The sequence below is a fragment of the Streptomyces sp. NPDC006487 genome (assembly GCF_042870555.1).
Classification (GTDB): Bacteria; Actinomycetota; Actinomycetes; order Streptomycetales; family Streptomycetaceae; genus Streptomyces.
The window spans coordinates 243,284-260,119 of the sequence record NZ_JBIAHN010000005.1 but is presented as its reverse complement, the minus strand read 5'-3'; the positions used below and the strand labels follow the sequence as shown (position 1 = coordinate 260,119).

Sequence of the window (16,836 nt, the reverse complement as noted above, 5' to 3'; positions counted from 1 at the left end):
TCAGGCGGTTTCGCGGACGGATCGGGCGAGGATGCCGAGGCCCTCGTCGAGTTCGTCGCCGGTGACCGTGAGCGGCGGGAGCAGCTTCACGACCTCGCCCACGGGGCCCGAGGTCTCGACGAGGAGCCCGTGCTCGAAAGCCCTCTGGCACACTGCTGCAGCGCGCTCCTTGTGGGCGAACTCGAGGCCCCAGACCAGGCCGCGACCCCGGTACGTCGCGCCCGGCCGGGCGTGTTCGCCGCAGAGCTCGCGCAGCGCGCTCTCGATCTGCGCGCCCTGGACGAGGGTCCGCTCGCGCAGGACGCCGTCGCCCCAGTAGGTCTCCAGGGCGGCCGTCGCGGTGACGAAGGCCGGGTTGTTGCCGCGGAAGGTGCCGTTGTGCTCGCCCGGCTCCCACAGGTCCAGTTCGGGCTTGAACAGGCACAGGGACATGGGGAGTCCGTAGCCGCTGATGGACTTCGACAGCGTGACGATGTCGGGTGTGATGCCCGCCTCCTCGAAGGAGAAGAACTCGCCGGTCCGGCCGCAGCCCATCTGGATGTCGTCGACGATCAGCAGCATGTCGCGGCGCCGGCACAGGTCCGCGAGGGCGCGGAGCCATTCCGCGCGCGCCACGTTGATCCCGCCTTCGCCCTGGATCGTCTCGACGATGACGGCCGCCGGGTGGTTGAGGCCGGAGCCCTGGTCCTCGAGCAGCCGCTCGAACCAGAGGAAGTCGGGGACCTTGCCTCCGAGGTAGTTGTCGAAGGGCATCGGGGTGCCGTGGACCAGGGGGACGCCGGCGCCGGCCCGTTTGAAGGCGTTGCCCGTGACGGCGAGGGAGCCGAGCGACATGCCGTGGAAGGCGTTGGTGAAGGACACGACCGACTCGCGGCCCTTGGCCTTCCGCGCCAGCTTGAGCGCCGCCTCGACGGCGTTGGTTCCGGTGGGCCCCGGGAACATCACCTTGTAGTTCAGTGCGCGCGGTTCGAGGACGTGGGACCGGAAGGTCTCGAGGAAGGCCCTCTTGGCGGTCGTCGCCATGTCGAGCCCGTGCGTGATGCCGTCCCGCTCCAGGTAGTCGAGCAGGGCCCGCTTCAGGACGGGGTTGTTGTGGCCGTAGTTCAGGGAACCGGCGCCCGCGAAGAAGTCCAGGTAGCCGGAGCCGTGTTCGTCGTACAGCCGGCTTCCCGAGGCGCGCTCGAAGACGACGGGCCAGGCACGGCAGTAGCTGCGCACCTCGGACTCCATGGTCTCGAAGACGGACAGGAGCGGCTCGGTCATGGTCAAGGGGAATCTCCAATGAGCGTGGGGTGGTGCGTACGGGGCGTTCGGCGCCAGGAGTTCGGCGCGAGATGTCCGGCCCGGGATCAGAAGTGGAGCGGCCCGATGCGGTGCAGGACCTCCGGGGAGTACCCGCGGTCCGGGAATTCCTCCGGGGCGAACAGCACGCTGCGCGTGAGCGTGGCGCCGTGCCGTGCGGCGTACGAGGCGAACAGGCGCTCCGACGCGAGGTTGCCGGGGGAGATGGTGGTCTCCAGGGAGCTCAGTCCGTGCTCCGCCGCCACCCGGGCGGAGAGGCCGTCGAGCAGGGCCCCGGCGATGCCCAGGCCGCGGACGGATTCGTCGACGGCGATCTGCCAGACGAGCAGGGTTTCGGGGCTGTCGGGCCGCAGGTATCCGCTGACGAATCCGACGGGACGCCCGGACGAGTCGCGGGCCACCGCGGAGGTGCCGGCGAAGTCACGGCACCAGAGCAGATAGCTGTACGCCGAGTTGAGGTCCAGCGTCCTCGAATCGCGGGCGAGGCGCCACAGGAGGCGGCCGTCACCGGGGCGGGGGCGGTCGATGCGAGTGGTCGAGGTGATCGAGCTGGTCGAAGCGGACGGAGTGGACGGAGTGGACGGCGGGGTCTTCCGGTAATGGGCCAGTTCTGCATGAGCAGTCATGCGGGCCGAAGTTACCCAGGGACGGAGCGGATTGCACGGGCCCAAGGGGTTACGAAGGGGGTGCTGATCGTGATAGGTGGAGGCGTCCTCCAGGGATCAGGAATGCAGGGGCAACGCGGCCGATGTTTCCTGAAATATGTGGATATCTCCACCCGACCCTCGAATTTATAACGAGCGGATAACGTCTTTGCCCTGTCTCACGTTTTCCGCTCGAGTGTGACGTCTTCCTCGGCTGGTCGGGGGTTTCGATCACGGCTGCGCGGTGAGATGTGACAGGGCGGGGCCGGGCCTGCCCTGCCCCGCCGCGCCCTGCCCCGCCCTGTCCGGCGCTTCACTGTCCCTGTGGCGGTTTGCCCTCCGCCGCGGAGACTTCGACGAGCTCCACCTGGCCCTTGGCGTTGAGGCGCAGGATCGGGACGGCCTTGTTGCGCGGATTGCCGTTGTTCTGGAAGGAGACGAATCCGCTGGCCCCGGCCACCTGCTGGGTGCCGTCCATCTGGTGGAACATCCGGGCCACCGCGTCGCCGGCCACCTCGCCCTGCCAGCGGGCGGCCATCTGGATGCCGTGGGCCGCCGCGAGGACCGCGTCGTGGCCCATCAGGGCCCCGCCGTCCTCGCGGGGATCCTGCGGGAACCACTGGTCCATCAGTCCGCCCGGCTGGAAGTTCCTCGCGGAGGGTGCGGACACCGCCTGCGGCGCCGCGCGGTTCATGTCGGGGTGGGCGAGGCCGGTGTAGAGGACCTCGATGCCCGTTTCGGCGGCGCGGGCGAGCTGTTCGGGGCTCAGGTTGGTCGTGTCGTCCCCGGTGAACACGGTGAACTTCTGCTCGGTGCAGCTGCGGTTGGCGAGCGCGTCGAGGAACCGGGTCAGGTGCAGGCCGCGGCCCGCGAAATAGACCAGTTGTGGTCGCTGCTGACACAACTGGTTCGGCATGTAACGCAGTTCGTTCTGCCAGGCGCTGCTGACGGAGGAGTCGTACGTCATGCTCTCGGCGACGAGCTTGTGTGCGCCCCCGTCATGGAACGCCTTGGTGAAGGCCTTGCCGAGGGTGGTGGAGTAGAGGTCTCCCTGCGCCACGTCCTGGATGACGACGCCGGTGGTGACACCGCGCCGTTTGAGGTAGGCGGCTCCCGCGTACGCCTGGTCCTCGTTGGTCGGGGCGATCCGGACGAAGCCGTTGATGTCCTTGATGTCCGAGGCGGTCATGGTGGCGCCGACCATGGCGATGCCGTTCTCGGAGAATCGCTTGATGGCCGCGAGGTTCTCGTTGGTGCTGGGGCCGAGGCCGGCCACCGCGACGAGCCGGTCCGGGGAGTCCTTGCGGGCGATCAGCGCGTCGACGGTGTGCTTCCACTGCGCGGACTTGCTGCCCGGATTGGCTATCAGCAGCCTGATCTTGGGGGTCGCGGCCAAGTCGCCCTGGTTGTGCCGGTACTGGGCCAGGTACGCGCCCTGGAGTTCGTGCCGGACGCCCTCGGCGGAGTTGCTGTCCGCGGCGCTGGTGGTGAACGAGGTGAAGTAGGCGACGCTGACGTACGGTTCCTTGTCCGCTTGGGCGAGTACCCGGCGGTTCTCCGCCTCGATCTTCGCGCTGACGGCGTCGAGGTGCGGAGCGAAGACGTAGGAGCCGTCGCTCACGCCCACGCACTCGTGGTCCGGTCCCCGTTCGACGACCCCGTCGGCGCACCTGGCCTGGCGGTCCTGGAGCCAGCCCACGCCCAGCCAGAGCGCGGCCACGAGAGTGACGGCCGCCGCGGTGGCCAGCGCGACGCGCCGTACGACGTGCAGGGGCCACTCGAGTCTGGGCACGTGCTCAGCCCTCCCAGCCCGCGGTCTGGGGATCGCGCCAGAGCCGGTACCGCTCGGCCTCGTTGAACAGGGCCACGATGTCGTTCCTCCGCAGTTGGGACAGCTGGGTGTAGCCGTCGGCGATCAGGTTCCCCAGCCGCATGGCGGGGTCGGCCAGCGGATCGGTCCACACCCAGCGGGTGGTCACCAGCGTGTGGATCACGGACTCGGTGTCCATCACCCGCCCGGGCCGGCGCGGAACGAGCCCGGAGAGGAGCTCCAGCGGCCCGCTGCCCGCGGGGAGGCGGTTCGGAGCGGAGGTGATCGCATCGAACTCGGAGATCCACTGCGCGGCCGGCACGGCGGTGAATCGCCGCGTCAGGTGGGCGGTGACCTCTTCGGTCCGCCCGCGGGCGAGCTGGTGGTACATCTCCTGGACCGGCTTGCCCTCGTAGCGGTAGTGCTCCGCGAGGAGTTCGTGCGCGGCCTCCCACCCCTCGGGGCGTGCCGCGAGCCGCCACAGGAGCAGCCGGCGCAGCCACGGGTGGAGTACGGGGACCATGGCGACGGGTCCGGTCAGGAGCCAGCGCGCCCGGACCTCGCCGAACAGGGAGTCGTCGGTGCTGAGCAGCCGCGTGGCCACGGAGAAGTCCCGGGCGGCGGAGCATTCGGCCAGGGCCGCGCGCTGGGTCCCGTCGAAATCGCGCAGGAGATGCCCGAGGGCGGTGTCGGCGAGGGTGGCGGAGTTCTCCCCGGTGCGCAGCGGCCGGTCGGGCAGGGTGCGCAGCCAACGGTCTTGCTGGGGGCCCGAGTCCGGGAGCGCCCCGGCCTGGCGCAGTACGTCGAGCACCTGGTGGACGGCGCGCGGCAGCCCTCCGGTGAGCCGGTGCACGAAGGGGGTGAGACGGGTCAGCGGGGCCAGGTCGCTGTTCCCGCCGAGCTGGAGCTCAATCCGGATCCGCACCTCGTCCAGGTTGAGGTCGCGCAGGCGCAGCGGGTACCACCAGCTGTCCTCGCTGTCGCGGGGCGGCCGGTGGGCGTGCCAGTCGGCCAGGGAGGCCCGGTCGGGGCCGCGCAACTGCCAGGGCCAGGAGTCCCCGGTGGCCGGACCCCAGCGGGGCAGCCAGCGGTTGGAGCTGGCGACCACGGTCAGCGGATCGCTGTCGTGTCCGGCGACGACGGTCTGGTCGTGCCGGGAACGCAGTAACAGGTCCAGGAAGTGGCGGCCGTACTCCGTGTGGGAGTTGTCCAGGAGGAGCAGGTAGGAGCGGGGCATGAAATTGCGGGCGGTGTTGCGTCTGAGATCCTCGAGGAAGGCCGAGAAGAGGACCAGGTCGAGCCGCTCCTGTTCGTTCTCGTCGCCTTCGTGGCGCCACAGGTTGAGCTCCACGAGAGCCTCCATGGGGTCCGCGCTGCGGGTCATGGGGTGGCGTCCGTACCAGTGGGCCCCGGACGTGAGCCGGTTGCCCAGCCGGCCGCCGAGCAGGCCGGGCACGGTGCGGCGGCCGCGCCGCAGGGCGTCCTGGAAGAGGGCGAGCGCGGCGCTGGAGGCGCCTTCGGGCATGCCGACCGCGCCCATGCCCACTTCGAAGAAGGCGGCCAGGTAGTCGCCGTGCCGCGCCTCGTTCTCTTCCTGGAACCGGTCGAGCTGGCGCTGCACCGCCCGCCTGCCCTCCATCAGGTTGCGCATGCGCAGCTCCTGGTCGGAGGCGAGCAGGCCGAGGCTGAGCAGCGGGAAGTGGGAGCGGCCGTAGCGGGGCAGCTTGCGCTCGAGCTGGCGGGCCAGGAGTCCCAGGGCGTAGCGCGGCAGCAGGGACTGGGCCCCGCCGAAGTTGACGAAGGCGAACGGGTAGTCGGGCCCGAAGCGCTCCATGAGCGCGCTGTGCGCCTCGCTGGCACCGCTGCCGGCCGGGCCGAGGAGCATGGTCAGGGGCCGTTCGGCCGCCGGGTTCTCCTTCAGGCACGCGTCGACCAGCGACAGGATGCCGCTGCGGCCCCGCAGGCCCATGCCCGTACCCGGCTCCATGACGTGTGATCCCCCCCAGGACGACGCTTCGAGGACTAGAGCCTGCCATCCGGAGCCGGAGTCAGACAGGGGTTTCCGCCTCTTGATTCGATTCCGGTCATCGCGACCGGTCTTCGGGCCTGCTCGTCGGGACCGGTCTTCGGGCCTGCCCGGGCCGACCTTCTGCCACGGACGCCCGTGGCATAGTCGCAGCAGGGGGCGGCGCACCGGCCGCCCGGGAGGCGGGGGCGGGCAGTGGACACACAGGCGTTCGAGGAGATCGGCACCGAGCGGGAGCTGCGCGAGCTGCTCGGCGAACCCTCCGCGGTGGCGGTCGGCAAGGAGCGGCAGACCCTGCACGACCATCACAGGCAGTGGCTCGCCCTGTCACCGCTCTGCCTGATCTCCACTTCCGCCGCCGACGGCACCTGCGACGTCTCGCCCAAGGGCGATCCGCCCGGCTTCGCCAAGGTCCTCGACGACACCACCCTCGTGATCCCGGACCGCCCGGGGAACCGCAGGGCGGACGGCTACCACAACGTCCTCGGCAACCCCCACGTCGGTCTGCTCTTCCTGATCCCGGGCCGCGGCGACTCCCTGCGCGTCAACGGCCGGGCCCGGCTGCTGCGCGAGGCGCCCTTCTTCGACGACCTCACCGTCAAGGGGCACCGCCCCACGCTCGCCCTCCTCGTCGAGGTCGAGCAGGTCTACTTCCACTGCTCCCGGGCCTTCGTACGCTCCGCCCTGTGGAAGCCGGAGACCTGGAACCCCGGGGCGGCTCCGTCGAGGGCCAGGATCTCCAAGAGCCTGGAGCGCACGCAGGAGTCCCTGGAGGACCTGGAGCGCTACTACGGGCCCTCGTACGACGAGAAGAACATGTACATCTGAGGGAGCGGAGCCGTCGGGCCGTCCGCCGCGGGCGGGCCGGATCAGTCCTCGCCGCCTCCGGCCCGGGCCTCCATCGCGGCGACGCGCCGTTTGACGACGACGGTGGCGGCGACCGCGCTGAGGGCGAACGCCACCACGATGACGGCGGGCCGGTCGAGCCGGTGGCGGCTGACGTGGTCCAGGGAGATGCGCCCCGGCCCGGTGACGCCGAGACAGGCGGCGACGGTGCCGAGCAGTGCCGGGTACTCGAAGCCGCCTCCTTGGGCGAAGAAGCCGGCGGGAGCGTGGACCGCGACGGCCCCTGCCATGGCACCGGCCGCGGCCGCGCCCGCCGCCGGGGTGGCCAGACCCAGCGCGAGCAGGGCTCCGCCACCCGCCTCGCCGATTCCGGCGGCGATGGCGCTGCGCCTGCCCGGAGTGAAGCCCACGCCTGTGCGGACGTGCTGCTGCTGGCCGGCGACCTCACCCGGCACGGCACCCCGGCGGAGGCGCGGGTCGTGGCCGCGGAGGTCGCCGGGCTGGCGGTGCCCGTCGTCGCGGTCCTCGGGAACCACGACTACCAGAGCGACCGGCAGGAGGAGGTCACCCGGGAGCTGAAGGCGGCGGGCGTCCACGTCTTGGAGGGCGACGGAGTCGCCCTGCGCCTCGCCGGTACGACCGTGGGCGTCGCAGGGACCAAGGGTTTCTGCGGCGGCTTCTCCGGGCGCAGCGGCAGCGAGTTCGGCGAACCGGAGATGAAGGCAGGCGTTGGCAATGGCGTCCAGCTTGCGCAGGACCGCGTGCCCGGCCCGGCGTTCGGAGTTCTTGAGCAGGGCGAGCAGCAGGGACACCGCGCCCATGGCGTCACCAGCGAGGTGCTGCCATTCGGTCGGCAGGTGGAAGAGGTGAACCGTCCGCCCGGCGAACGGCGGACCTGCGGCGTCGCCGGGCGCGGCATATGCGACGCGTGCAGGTTTGGCCTTCTCCCAGCGGGTAGCCGAAGGGGGCGACGACCCTGTGGAAGCCCTGGATGGAGGCAGCAATGTCTACCAACACACTCATAGCGATCATCGTTGCGGCCGTTGTGGTGGTCGTGGCGCTGACCGTGACCTTCACCGTGCTGGCGCGCCGGCGTCACCTTCGCGACCGCTTCGGGCCCGAGTACGAGCGGACCGTCGAGGAGAAGGGCGGCGCCCTGGCCGCGGAGCGCGAACTGCGCGCCCGCGAGCAGCGGCACGACCGGCTTGACCTCAAGGAGCTCCCCGCCGAGCGGCGGCGCCAGTACGCGGACGAGTGGACCACCGTTCAGGAACACTTCGTGGACCGGCCGGACGGCTCCGTGGCCGAGGCCGACGAGCTGGTGTCCCGCTTGATGAGCGAGCGCGGATACCCGACCGACGGTTACGGCCGGCAACTGAGCCACCTGTCCGTCGAACACGCGGGCACCCTGGACCACTACCGCTCCGCCCACGACGTCAAGGTACGGAGCGCCGACGGGCGGGCGACCACCGAGGAACTCCGGGGAGCGATGGTGCACTACCGCGCCCTCTTCACGGAGCTGCTGACGGACGAAAGGAACCGGTGACATGGAGAACCGTGCGGACAACGAGGGCCGGACCACCGAAACCGGCCTGACCACGGAAGACCTGGCACGCCCCGTGACCCATGACGAATCGGCGGCCCCGGTGTACCCGGGCGAGGCCACCCAGGACCGAGCGGTCCGCGAGACCCCCGAGGGCCGTGAGGACCCGCAAGTCAGCGAGGACCGCGAGGGCTACGGGAACCGCGAGGGCTACGGGGACCACGAGATGCGCGACGAGGTCACCCCGCCCCCGGAGGAAGACCGTACGGTCGCCCCGGCCGGAGCGGACGCGCCCCCCGGCGGAGCTCCCGAGGGTGACTCCGAGCCCCTCCTCGGTGCCTCCGACACGCAGGAGTTCCGGCAGTCGTGGAGCGACATCCAGGGCCGCTTCGTCGACGATCCCCAGGACGCGGTCAGGTCCGCGGACACCCTGGTGGCCGAAGTCATGCAGACCCTGGCCGGCACCTTCGCCGCGCACAAGCAGGAGCTGGAGGCCCAGTGGGGCCGGGGCGAGGAAGTGGAGACGGAGGACCTGCGGCAGGCGTTGCAGCACTACCGCTCCTTCTTCAACCGCCTGCTCAAGACCTGAGCGCGGTGAACCGCAGTGTCAGAAACCGCCGCGGAGCCGCATCCTGGCGGGGCGGCCGTCGGGGTCCACCAGGGCATGGTGCAGCGGGGTCGCGAGCAGGCGCCGGACGGTCGGCAGCCGCGGAGCGACGTAGCGGCGCAGGCGCCCCGCAGGACGCGGGCCACGGCACCCGGCCGCGTGCCAGGCGTCCAGCGCCGCGGCGGCTTCGCCCAATCGGTCGAACGCGGCCGACGGATCGCACAGCACATCCGCCGGCAGTCCGTCCGCCGCCAGCCGCGCTTCCTCCCCGTCACCCGCGTCGAGGTGCTCGCGCATCAGCTCCAGGCGCAACTCCCGCGCGAACGGACGGGCCCCGTCTCCGAGTCCGCCGGGGTCGTTCGGCGGCCTCGGATCGGCGGCCCGGTCGAGGACGGTGCAGCTCAGCTCGGAGTCGTGCGTCCACGACCGCATGTTGACGTTGTCGGACCCGACGGCGGCCCAGACGTCGTCGATCACGCACACCTTGGCATGCACGTAGACGGGGGTCCCGGCATGGTTCTCCAGGCCGTACACCGCGACCCGGTCACCTCCGGCGCGGCGCAGCTCCTCCAGGGCGGTGATCCGTCCGATCAGGTTCATGGGCCCGCTGAGGAAGCCGTCCTGCTCCGGAACGGAGGGGATCACGGCGGCCAGCCGCAGCCGGGGGCACGTACGCAGGGCCTGGGCGAAGCAGTCCACGACGCGAGGGGACCACAGGTACTGGTCCTCCACGTAGATCAGCGTACGGGCCCGCTTCAGCGCCTTGAGGTAGGCCCGGGCGATGCTGCGCTCGCCGTCGGGGGCGAAGGGGTAGCCCCGCAGCAGACGGTTCGGATAGGTGCGCAGCACCTGGACGGCGTGCGTGCCGCACGGCGGGGGATCGGGCTCCTGCGGCGGCAGCGCGTCCGCGTGGGTGTCCTCCCGGGCCAGCAGTTCGCGCAGGCGCATCAGCGGACTGCGGCTCAGCGGCGCGGGATCCTCCCAGCGCTCGCGGAAGACGGCTTCGACGTCGCCGACGACCGGCCCGCTCAGGGCGAGCTGGACGTCGTGCCACGGGGGGTGCGGACCGTACCGGGGTGCCAGGGGCATCGACTGACGGTCCCCGCGGTGGTCGGCGTCGTCGTTGCGGTTGTGGCAGAGATCGATCCCGCCGACGTAGGCGACATCGCGTTCCGGGCTGCCCGGGTGCCGCAGCACCACCATCTTCTGGTGGTGCGAGCCGCCGGGCCGCACGCGCAGGTCGAGCAGGCACTCACCGCCCGCCGCCTCCAGGTCCTCGCTGAGGGACCGGTTCTCCTCCTCGCTGAACCGGAAGCCGTCCAGATGGGAGCGCCACAGCAGGCCCTTGACGATGACACCGCGCCCCGCCGCCGCACCCAGTACGGCCGCGATCTCCGTACCGGGTCCGCGGAGGCGCTCGTCGGGATCGCCGCGCCAGTCGGTGAACAGGATCTGGTCGCCGGCGCGCATCGCCCGGACCCGTGCGAGGAGCTCGGCGAAGTACGTGGCGCCGTGGACGAGCGGACGGGCCTCGTTGCCCTCGGACCACGCGCTCCCGTCCGCCCGGCGATGCTCCAGCCGGGTGGCCGCATTGCCGCGTTCTCCAGGTGCCAGGAGCCAGTCCGAGGCGGGCATGGTGGGACCTCCTCCTGCACGGGTACCCGCTTCCCACCTTTCCACTCGGGACGGGTGGCCGCACGGCCCGGAAGGAGATGTCGTGGCGGAAACGGAACCGGACGCGTTCGCCGACGCCCTGGACTGCCCCGTGCACGTCGTCACGGCCGCGGCCGGCCGGTGCCGGACGCCGGGCCCACCGAGGTCTCCCCGGCGCTGCGGGACGTGCCCGAGCTGATGCGGTACGGCGACGTCCGGGCGATCGACCCCCGACACCCGGTCTGACCCCCCAGCCGGCCCGGTTCCGGGGTGCCGGAAGGCCCCGCACGGCCCAGCCTGGAGGAAGGTCTCCTACGCGACGAATCGGAGGAACCCCACGGTGGAGCGACCTCTGCCCAGAGTGCGCGGATGGCTCGGGCACGTGAAGAAGGGCGCCGCCGGCCTCGGCGAGCGCCGGGCCCGGCTCCATGCCCAACGTGAGGCGGAGGCCGCCGCGGCATGGGAGGAACCGGGTCCGCCGGAGGCGCCGAACGGACCGCCCGGCCCCGGAGGCCGGGATCCAGCGGCCGCGGTGCCCTGGGGGGTACGGGTGGCGGCGGAGGCCGGCTGGCGTTTCCTGGTGCTCGCCGCCACCGTCTGGGTGCTGATGCGGGTCATCGGGGCGGTGCGGCTCGTCGCCCTCGCCTTCGTGGTCGCGCTGCTGGTCACCGCGCTGCTCCAGCCGACCGTCGCCCGGCTGCACCGGAGTGGGCTGTCGCGGGGCGCGGCGACGGCCCTGACCGCGACCTGCGGATTCGTGATGCTCGGACTGGTCGGCTGGTTCGTCGTCTGGCAGGTGCTCGACAACCTCGACAACCTCTCGGACCGGGTTCAGGAGGGCATCGGCGAGCTCAAACAATGGCTGGTCGACAGTCCGCTGCACGTCACGGAACAGCAGATCAACGACATCGCCGACAGTCTGAGCGACACCATCGGCACCAGTACGAGCGAGATCACCTCCACCGGCCTCCAGGGCGTCACCGTCCTGGTGGAGGTGATCACCGGACTGCTGCTGGCCATGTTCGCCACCCTCTTCCTGCTGTACGACGGCAGGCGTATCTGGCAGTGGACACTGCGGCTCGTCCCCGCGGCGGCCCGTCCGGGGGTCGCCGGCGCCGGCCCGCCCGCCTGGCGGACCCTCACCGCCTATGTGCGCGGCACCATGATCGTCGCGATGATCGACGCGGTCTTCATCGGCGTGGGCATCTACTTCCTGGGCGTTCCGCTCGCCGTTCCGATCGGCGTGGTGATCTTCCTGTCCTCCTTCGTGCCGCTCGTCGGCGCCGTCGTCTCCGGCGCACTGGCGGTCGTGGTGGCGCTCGTCACCGAAGGGGTATTCACGGCCCTGATGGCGCTGATGGTCGTCCTCGTGGTGCAGCAGATCGAAGGACACGTGCTCCAGCCGTTCATCCTGGGCCGGGCCGTGCGGGTCCACCCGCTCGCCGTGGTCCTGGCCGTCGCCACGGGCGGCACCATCGCGGGGATCGGCGGGGCCGTCGTGGCGGTCCCGCTCGTCGCCGTGGCCAATACGGTGATCACCCACCTACGCGCCCACCCCGCCCGCGCCGTCACGGGAGCGGGGCCCCCGGCACCCGCGTCCGGCGCCGCGCCGCAGGATCCGGCGGCGGATCCGAAGGCTGAGGCGCAGGACGGCCCGGACCGCTGATCACCAGCCGCGGGCCGAGCCGCCGCCACCCTGGCGGGAGGGCGGCGCGAGGGGTCAACCGCGACCGCTCCACAGTGCCCGACCTGGCGGTTGTGACGATGCCGCGCGCGTGGTCGCCGCCGGAGCCGGACATCGTGCGGCGGCGGCACGTGAACCGGCTGCGTGGGCCGACGGTCCCCCGCTTGTCCCGGCCCACGACCGGCCGAACGCGCACCCGCGTCACCAGAACGGCGCGGACCCGGTCGCGTGAGCGGGTCCGGCACCATCGGTTCCGAGCCGGATCAAGCCGCCCCCGCCCGGGCGGACGCCGGGCCGGAAGACACCAAGGGCAGGCGGCACGACACCTGCACCGGCCGGCGCCGCCTCAGGCGGGCCAGGTGCCGGTCAGGCGTTTGGCGGCCACCGCGCCGCCGCGGTCGATCGCGGCCTTCACCGCGGCGAACACGGCGCCCTGGAGGGCCGCGGCTATGAGGATCTCCCGCCACGTACGGTCCTCGTCGGTGGCGCTCGGCGCATCGTCCTCGTGGCCGAGCCGTTTCCAGATCTGCTTGAAGGCCAGACCGGCCAGCAGCCCCCCTGTGGCGCCGAGTGCCAGCCCCACGGGTTTGTAGGCGATCTTCGAGGTCTCCACCACTGCCTCCGCTCCGTTGCCGTTCCCCCGGCGCCTGCCCCGAGCCGCTCGCGGCTAACGCGCGGAGCCGAGCGGGCGGATTTACGAGCGGGCGGGTTTACCGGAGGGGTATCAGGAAAGACGCGCCACGTCAGATGATCGCCAGCGATCGGAGTGAGAGCCGTGTCGGGTGAGCAGAAGATGAAGGCCAAGAAGGAACAGGCGAAGGGCAAGGCCAAGGAAGCGGTGGGGCGCACGGTCGGGAACGAGAGCCTGACCGCCGAGGGCCGTGCGGAGCAGATGAAGGGTGATGCACGCCAGGCCAAGGAGAAGGCCAAGGACGTCCTCAAGGACTAGGACCAGGTCGTCTCTTTCGGATCTTGCCGGCCGAGTTCGCGGTGTCTGGTGCCCTGCTTGGGCGTGCTGTCGGGGCGACCCCGTACTGGATGTACGGGGTCGCCCCGGCCGTGCGGCCGGGCGCGGTGCCGGGCGTCGCGGGCCCGGCAAGATCCGAAAGAGACGGCCTGGCACGGCAGGGAGATGTGGGTGCGCCGCGTCCCTCAGCCGGCCGCGGGTCCGCCGCAGGCAGACCCCCGCCGGAATCCGGGCGGCCGGACCGTGAGGTGGGCGCGATGCGCCGCCGGGGCGGTGGTCCTCCGCGGAACCGGTACACGGGTGAGCGTCCGCCGATGGACGACGGTCGGGGTTTCGATGCGTGGGGCGGCCATGCTGCGGTGTGTGCCCTCCGCTGCCGGACGACGGGGCCCGGACCGTTCCGGGCGCGGCGGGGCACTGCCCCCACCGCGAACCCGATCCGGGAGTGTCATGTCCGTCCACGCCTTCCTCCGCCGTTCCGCCGAACTGCCCGGGCGGGGCCGGCTCGCGGCCTGCCGCGCCGGGGACGCGGCCGTCGCCGCCGCCCGCCGCGCGGTGTCGGCGGCGCCGCTGCCCTGGCCCCACGAGGGCCAGGCGAGCGTGGAGGTGGAGGGGATCGGCTCCCTCGGGACGGTCGGGGAACAGCGCCCGGTGCCCATCGCGAGCATCACCAAGGTGATGACCGCCTACGTGGTGCTGCGGGAGCATCCCCTGGGCCCGCGGGACCCCGGCCCCACGATCCGCGTCGACAGGGCCGCCGCCCGCGAGTCCGGTTCCACGGTCGAATCGGTGGTGCCCGTAGAGGAAGGGCAGGACTTCCCCCTGCGGCAGCTGCTCGCGTACATGCTGATCCCCTCGGGCAACAACATCGCCAGGCTCCTCGCCCGCCGGACCGCCGGCCGCGAAGAGGAGTTCGTGCGCCGGATGAACGAGGCGGCCGCGGAACTCGGCATGGCCCGTACCCGGTTCACCGGCTCCTGCGGCATGGACATCGGGAACACCAGCACGGCCGGCGACCTGCTGGTCCTGGCCCGCACGGTCATGCGGGACGAGCTGTTCCGGACCATCGTCGCCACCCCCTCGATCACGCTCCCGGGAAACCGGGGCGAGGCGCGCACCACCAACCGGCTGCTCGGCCGGCACGGTGTCGCCGGGCTGAAGACGGGCACCAGCACCCCGGCCGGAGGCAACGTCCTGTGGGCCGCCCACAAGGAGGTCGACGGCAGCCGCCGACTGGTCCTCGGCGCCGTGCTCGCGCAGCGCAGCGGCTGTTCCCCGGTCCGCGCCCGGGCGGCCGTCTGGGCCCACAGCCGCCGTCTGGTCGAAGCCGTCCAGCGTGCACCGCTCGACGAACTCGAGGCGCTCGGGGCGTCCGCGCACCCGTCCCTGACGCGGCCCACCACCGGCGCGGGGCGCGGTGTCGGGCCGGGCGGGGCGGTCGCCCTGTCTGGTAGCGGTCGGGCGGGGTAGGCGATCAGGGACCAGGAGGGGCGGACGGGATGGAGGAGGCAGCCATGAGCGGACACGCCGCCAAGCGCCAGCGGCCCGGTGTGGGACGCGAGGAGCAGGTACGCCCTCATCGTGCTCAGGGCGGCCGGCCCGAGGCCGGCCGGCCCGAGGCCGGTCACCGCCCCGGGCTGCTGCCCGACGAGGGCGCCATGGTCGACGAGCACGGGCGCCCGCCCGGCGCTCCGTCGCGGACGGGAACCGGCTCCGGCTCGCCACCGTGCGACCCGGAACGCGTCGACCGGGCCGCCGCCGAAGAGGAGTAGGCCCCGGGTACGTCCCGCGTCCCGCCGCAAATGATCTCCGCGGGGCCGGCCCGCCCCGTGTGTGCGTGCCGCCTCTCCGGGTAGGCGCCGGACGTGACCGAGGGGGTCAGCGCAGACCGCGGGCCGAGGGAGAGAACGGTGAAGGGGACGCATCAGAGCCAGAGGCAGACAGGCCGCTCCGAGGAGACGGCACGGAACTACTGGGACGACTTCGAAGCGGTGCGCGGGCAGATGGACCGCTTGTTCGGGCAGACGCCGCGCCGCACCTCGCGGGCGGAGGCGACGAGCGCCGTGCCCGGGGGCGACGAAGGGCGGCGACTCGGATGAACATGCCGGTCGATACCGTGCCTTCGGGTCGCGCGCAGGCCGCCGTCATCGCCTCCTACACGCTGTCCCTCGCAGCGAGGACGCACGGAAGCCGACCAGTGCTTCGTCGAGGAGGTCGTGCCCACGACGTTCCTGCGCACGACCTCCTACTGGGCTGGCCGTCCTGGGCCGCGGCACCGACCTCAGCGCCGCCACGGCCGGCATCGCAGGCATGGCCGCCGCGCCCGAGGGGTGCATGGGCGAGCCCGTAACGTACCGGCCGCCGAGCCCGGACGCCTGGCACGCGCTGGACATGCCCGGCGTCGAGGAGACGGGGGAACGAGTGCCGGTACTACGCGACGGCTGCGGAGCCCCTGGGCCGGAGTGCGGGGAGCGCGCGACAGAGAACGGCGGTGGTGGTCATGGCGCGACCGGTGTGGGCGGGAGTACTGAGCTTCGGGCTGGTCAGCCTGCCCGTGGGTCTCTACACGGCGACCGACAGCCACACGATCCACTTCCACCAGTTGCAGCGCGGCACCTCCGACCGGGTTCGCAACAAGCGGGTCAACGAACGGACCGGCGAGGAGGTGCCCTTCGAGGAGATCGTCAAGGGCTTCGACGACGGCGACGCCTACGTGCTCGTGGAGCCGGAGGAGCTGGACGACATCGCGCCGGGCCGGTCGAGGTCGCTCGACATCGAGGGGTTCGTGGATCCGGCCGAAGTCGATCCGATCTTCTTCGACGCGACGTACTACCTGGCGCCGAAGGGCAAGGAATACGGGAAGATCTACAGCCTCGTCGAGCAGGCACTCGCCAAGGCGGATAAGGCCGGGATAGCCAGGTTCGTGATGCGCAGCCACGAATACCTCGTGGCCGTCAAGGCGGAGAACGGCCTGCTCACCTGCCACACGCTCCATTGGGCCGACGAGATCCGCGATCCGCGTGCGGAGATCGACTCCCTGCCGCGCAAGGCCAAGGCCGCGCCGAAGGAGCTGCGCATGGCCGAGCAGCTGGTCGAGGCACTCAGCATGGAGTGGAAACCCGAGGAGTTCCACGACACGTTCCGGGAGAAGGTGGCCGCCCTGATCAAGGCGAAGCGGGCGGGGGAGAGCGTGGAGAAGGCGGAGCCCGCCGCAGAGTCGACCAACGTGGTCGACCTCTCCGAGGCGCTGCGTGCCAGCGTCGAGCGGGCCGCGGCGGGAGCCCGGGGGAAGAACGGGAAGCCCCCGGAACGCGCGCGGGAGCAGGAGCGGGGGGCGGCCGGACCGAAGGACCCGCAGCACATGACCAAGGCGGAGCTCTACAAGAAGGCCGCGGCGGCCGGGATCCCCGGACGCTCCGCCATGACCCGCGACGAACTCCGCGACGCCCTCGCCGCCACCGCCTCCGGGTCGGGGTCCGGCCGCCGCCCGCGCAAGGCGGCATGACCGGGCGGGAATGGGCCGGGCCGGAGCGGGCAGGCGCCCCCGTGCAACACCGGAGCGCACCCACCGTTCGCGAGGAGGCGGAGTCACCATGACGAACGTGACCGCACCGCACACGCCCAGGCCGGTCCCGGTGCCCCTCCCCGAGCCGGAGCCGATGCCCGAACCTCCGCCGGCGCCCCCGACCAGGTAGGGCCCGTCCGTGGGCGACCGCCCTTGCCGGCGCGGATGACGAGATCGGCGGCCAAGGCC

The 16,836-nt window shown here is 72.0% G+C and carries 17 protein-coding genes; 10 read left to right on the top strand and 7 right to left on the bottom strand.

Annotated elements, in window-relative coordinates; all coding sequences use genetic code 11:
• From ectB to ACFYM0_RS10625, 4 genes are all read right to left on the bottom strand, one after another.
• Positions 1 to 1,269: a diaminobutyrate--2-oxoglutarate transaminase gene (ectB, locus tag ACFYM0_RS10640; protein ID WP_388499029.1), complete on the bottom strand. Its 1,269-nt coding sequence runs from the start codon at positions 1,267 to 1,269 to the stop codon at positions 1 to 3.
• An 80-nt stretch (positions 1,270 to 1,349) separates the two neighbouring features.
• Positions 1,350 to 1,928, bottom strand: a complete 579-nt coding sequence (gene ectA / locus ACFYM0_RS10635; protein WP_388499027.1) for a diaminobutyrate acetyltransferase — start codon at positions 1,926 to 1,928, stop codon at positions 1,350 to 1,352.
• Positions 1,929 to 2,259: 331 nt separating this feature from the next.
• Positions 2,260 to 3,738: an ABC transporter substrate-binding protein gene (locus ACFYM0_RS10630; protein ID WP_388499024.1), complete on the bottom strand. Its 1,479-nt coding sequence runs from the start codon at positions 3,736 to 3,738 to the stop codon at positions 2,260 to 2,262.
• 4 nt (positions 3,739 to 3,742) lie between these two features.
• Positions 3,743 to 5,743 carry a hypothetical protein gene (locus ACFYM0_RS10625; protein WP_388499021.1) on the bottom strand — a complete coding sequence of 667 codons (2,001 nt, stop codon included), beginning with the start codon at positions 5,741 to 5,743 and terminating at the stop codon, positions 3,743 to 3,745.
• A 234-nt stretch (positions 5,744 to 5,977) separates the two neighbouring features.
• Between ACFYM0_RS10625 and ACFYM0_RS10620 the strand changes: the two genes are divergently transcribed.
• Entirely contained in the window at positions 5,978 to 6,610 is a 633-nt protein-coding gene (locus ACFYM0_RS10620; RefSeq protein WP_388499019.1) for a pyridoxamine 5'-phosphate oxidase family protein, read from the top strand.
• Between the two features lie 41 nt (positions 6,611 to 6,651).
• On the opposite strand, the gene ACFYM0_RS10615 is transcribed toward ACFYM0_RS10620, so the two are convergent.
• Positions 6,652 to 7,164 carry a DoxX family protein gene (locus ACFYM0_RS10615; RefSeq protein ID WP_388499015.1) on the bottom strand — a complete coding sequence of 171 codons (513 nt, stop codon included), beginning with the start codon at positions 7,162 to 7,164 and terminating at the stop codon, positions 6,652 to 6,654.
• Between ACFYM0_RS10615 and ACFYM0_RS10610 the strand changes: the two genes are divergently transcribed.
• Genes ACFYM0_RS10610 through ACFYM0_RS10600 form a run of 3 tightly spaced genes read left to right on the top strand, consistent with a single transcriptional unit; the run spans position 7,051 to position 8,760 of the window.
• Entirely contained in the window at positions 7,051 to 7,653 is a 603-nt protein-coding gene (locus tag ACFYM0_RS10610; RefSeq protein ID WP_388499012.1) for a metallophosphoesterase, read from the top strand. The two genes, ACFYM0_RS10615 and ACFYM0_RS10610, sit on opposite strands and share 114 nt — an antisense overlap.
• Positions 7,632 to 8,174, top strand: coding sequence for a hypothetical protein (locus tag ACFYM0_RS10605; protein ID WP_388499010.1), 543 nt, complete (start codon positions 7,632 to 7,634; stop codon positions 8,172 to 8,174). The genes ACFYM0_RS10610 and ACFYM0_RS10605 overlap by 22 nt, the downstream gene beginning before the upstream one ends.
• 1 nt (position 8,175) lies before the next feature.
• On the top strand, positions 8,176 to 8,760 hold the full coding sequence (locus ACFYM0_RS10600) for a hypothetical protein (protein WP_388499007.1): 585 nt from the start codon (positions 8,176 to 8,178) through the stop codon (positions 8,758 to 8,760).
• 18 nt (positions 8,761 to 8,778) lie between these two features.
• On the opposite strand, the gene ACFYM0_RS10595 is transcribed toward ACFYM0_RS10600, so the two are convergent.
• Complete coding sequence (locus tag ACFYM0_RS10595) at positions 8,779 to 10,413, bottom strand: phospholipase D family protein (RefSeq protein ID WP_388499004.1); 1,635 nt, start codon at positions 10,411 to 10,413, stop codon at positions 8,779 to 8,781.
• A 370-nt stretch (positions 10,414 to 10,783) separates the two neighbouring features.
• Between ACFYM0_RS10595 and ACFYM0_RS10590 the strand changes: the two genes are divergently transcribed.
• On the top strand, positions 10,784 to 12,097 hold the full coding sequence (locus tag ACFYM0_RS10590; protein WP_388499357.1) for an AI-2E family transporter: 1,314 nt from the start codon (positions 10,784 to 10,786) through the stop codon (positions 12,095 to 12,097).
• A 364-nt stretch (positions 12,098 to 12,461) separates the two neighbouring features.
• Here the strand turns inward: ACFYM0_RS10590 and ACFYM0_RS10585 are convergent, their stop codons facing one another.
• Complete coding sequence (locus ACFYM0_RS10585) at positions 12,462 to 12,728, bottom strand: DUF4235 domain-containing protein (protein WP_327257336.1); 267 nt, start codon at positions 12,726 to 12,728, stop codon at positions 12,462 to 12,464.
• A gap of 180 nt (positions 12,729 to 12,908) precedes the next feature.
• Here ACFYM0_RS10585 and ACFYM0_RS10580 point away from each other — a divergent pair, with 180 nt between their 5' ends.
• The 5 genes from ACFYM0_RS10580 to ACFYM0_RS10560 all read left to right on the top strand — a co-directional run bounded on the left by ACFYM0_RS10580 (position 12,909) and on the right by ACFYM0_RS10560 (position 16,587).
• Positions 12,909 to 13,064 carry a CsbD family protein gene (locus ACFYM0_RS10580; RefSeq protein WP_388499355.1) on the top strand — a complete coding sequence of 52 codons (156 nt, stop codon included), beginning with the start codon at positions 12,909 to 12,911 and terminating at the stop codon, positions 13,062 to 13,064.
• Between the two features lie 468 nt (positions 13,065 to 13,532).
• The gene (locus ACFYM0_RS10575) at positions 13,533 to 14,552 is read left to right on the top strand and encodes a D-alanyl-D-alanine carboxypeptidase family protein (protein ID WP_388499001.1); all 1,020 of its coding nucleotides are present in this window, start codon (positions 13,533 to 13,535) and stop codon (positions 14,550 to 14,552) included.
• Positions 14,553 to 14,596: 44 nt separating this feature from the next.
• On the top strand, positions 14,597 to 14,854 hold the full coding sequence (locus ACFYM0_RS10570) for a hypothetical protein (protein WP_388498999.1): 258 nt from the start codon (positions 14,597 to 14,599) through the stop codon (positions 14,852 to 14,854).
• A gap of 138 nt (positions 14,855 to 14,992) precedes the next feature.
• Positions 14,993 to 15,181: a hypothetical protein gene (locus ACFYM0_RS10565; protein WP_388498997.1), complete on the top strand. Its 189-nt coding sequence runs from the start codon at positions 14,993 to 14,995 to the stop codon at positions 15,179 to 15,181.
• A gap of 401 nt (positions 15,182 to 15,582) precedes the next feature.
• Positions 15,583 to 16,587 (top strand): Ku protein, encoded by a 1,005-nt coding sequence (locus tag ACFYM0_RS10560; RefSeq protein ID WP_388498995.1) that lies wholly within the window; start codon positions 15,583 to 15,585, stop codon positions 16,585 to 16,587.
• Positions 16,588 to 16,836 lie beyond the last annotated feature (249 nt).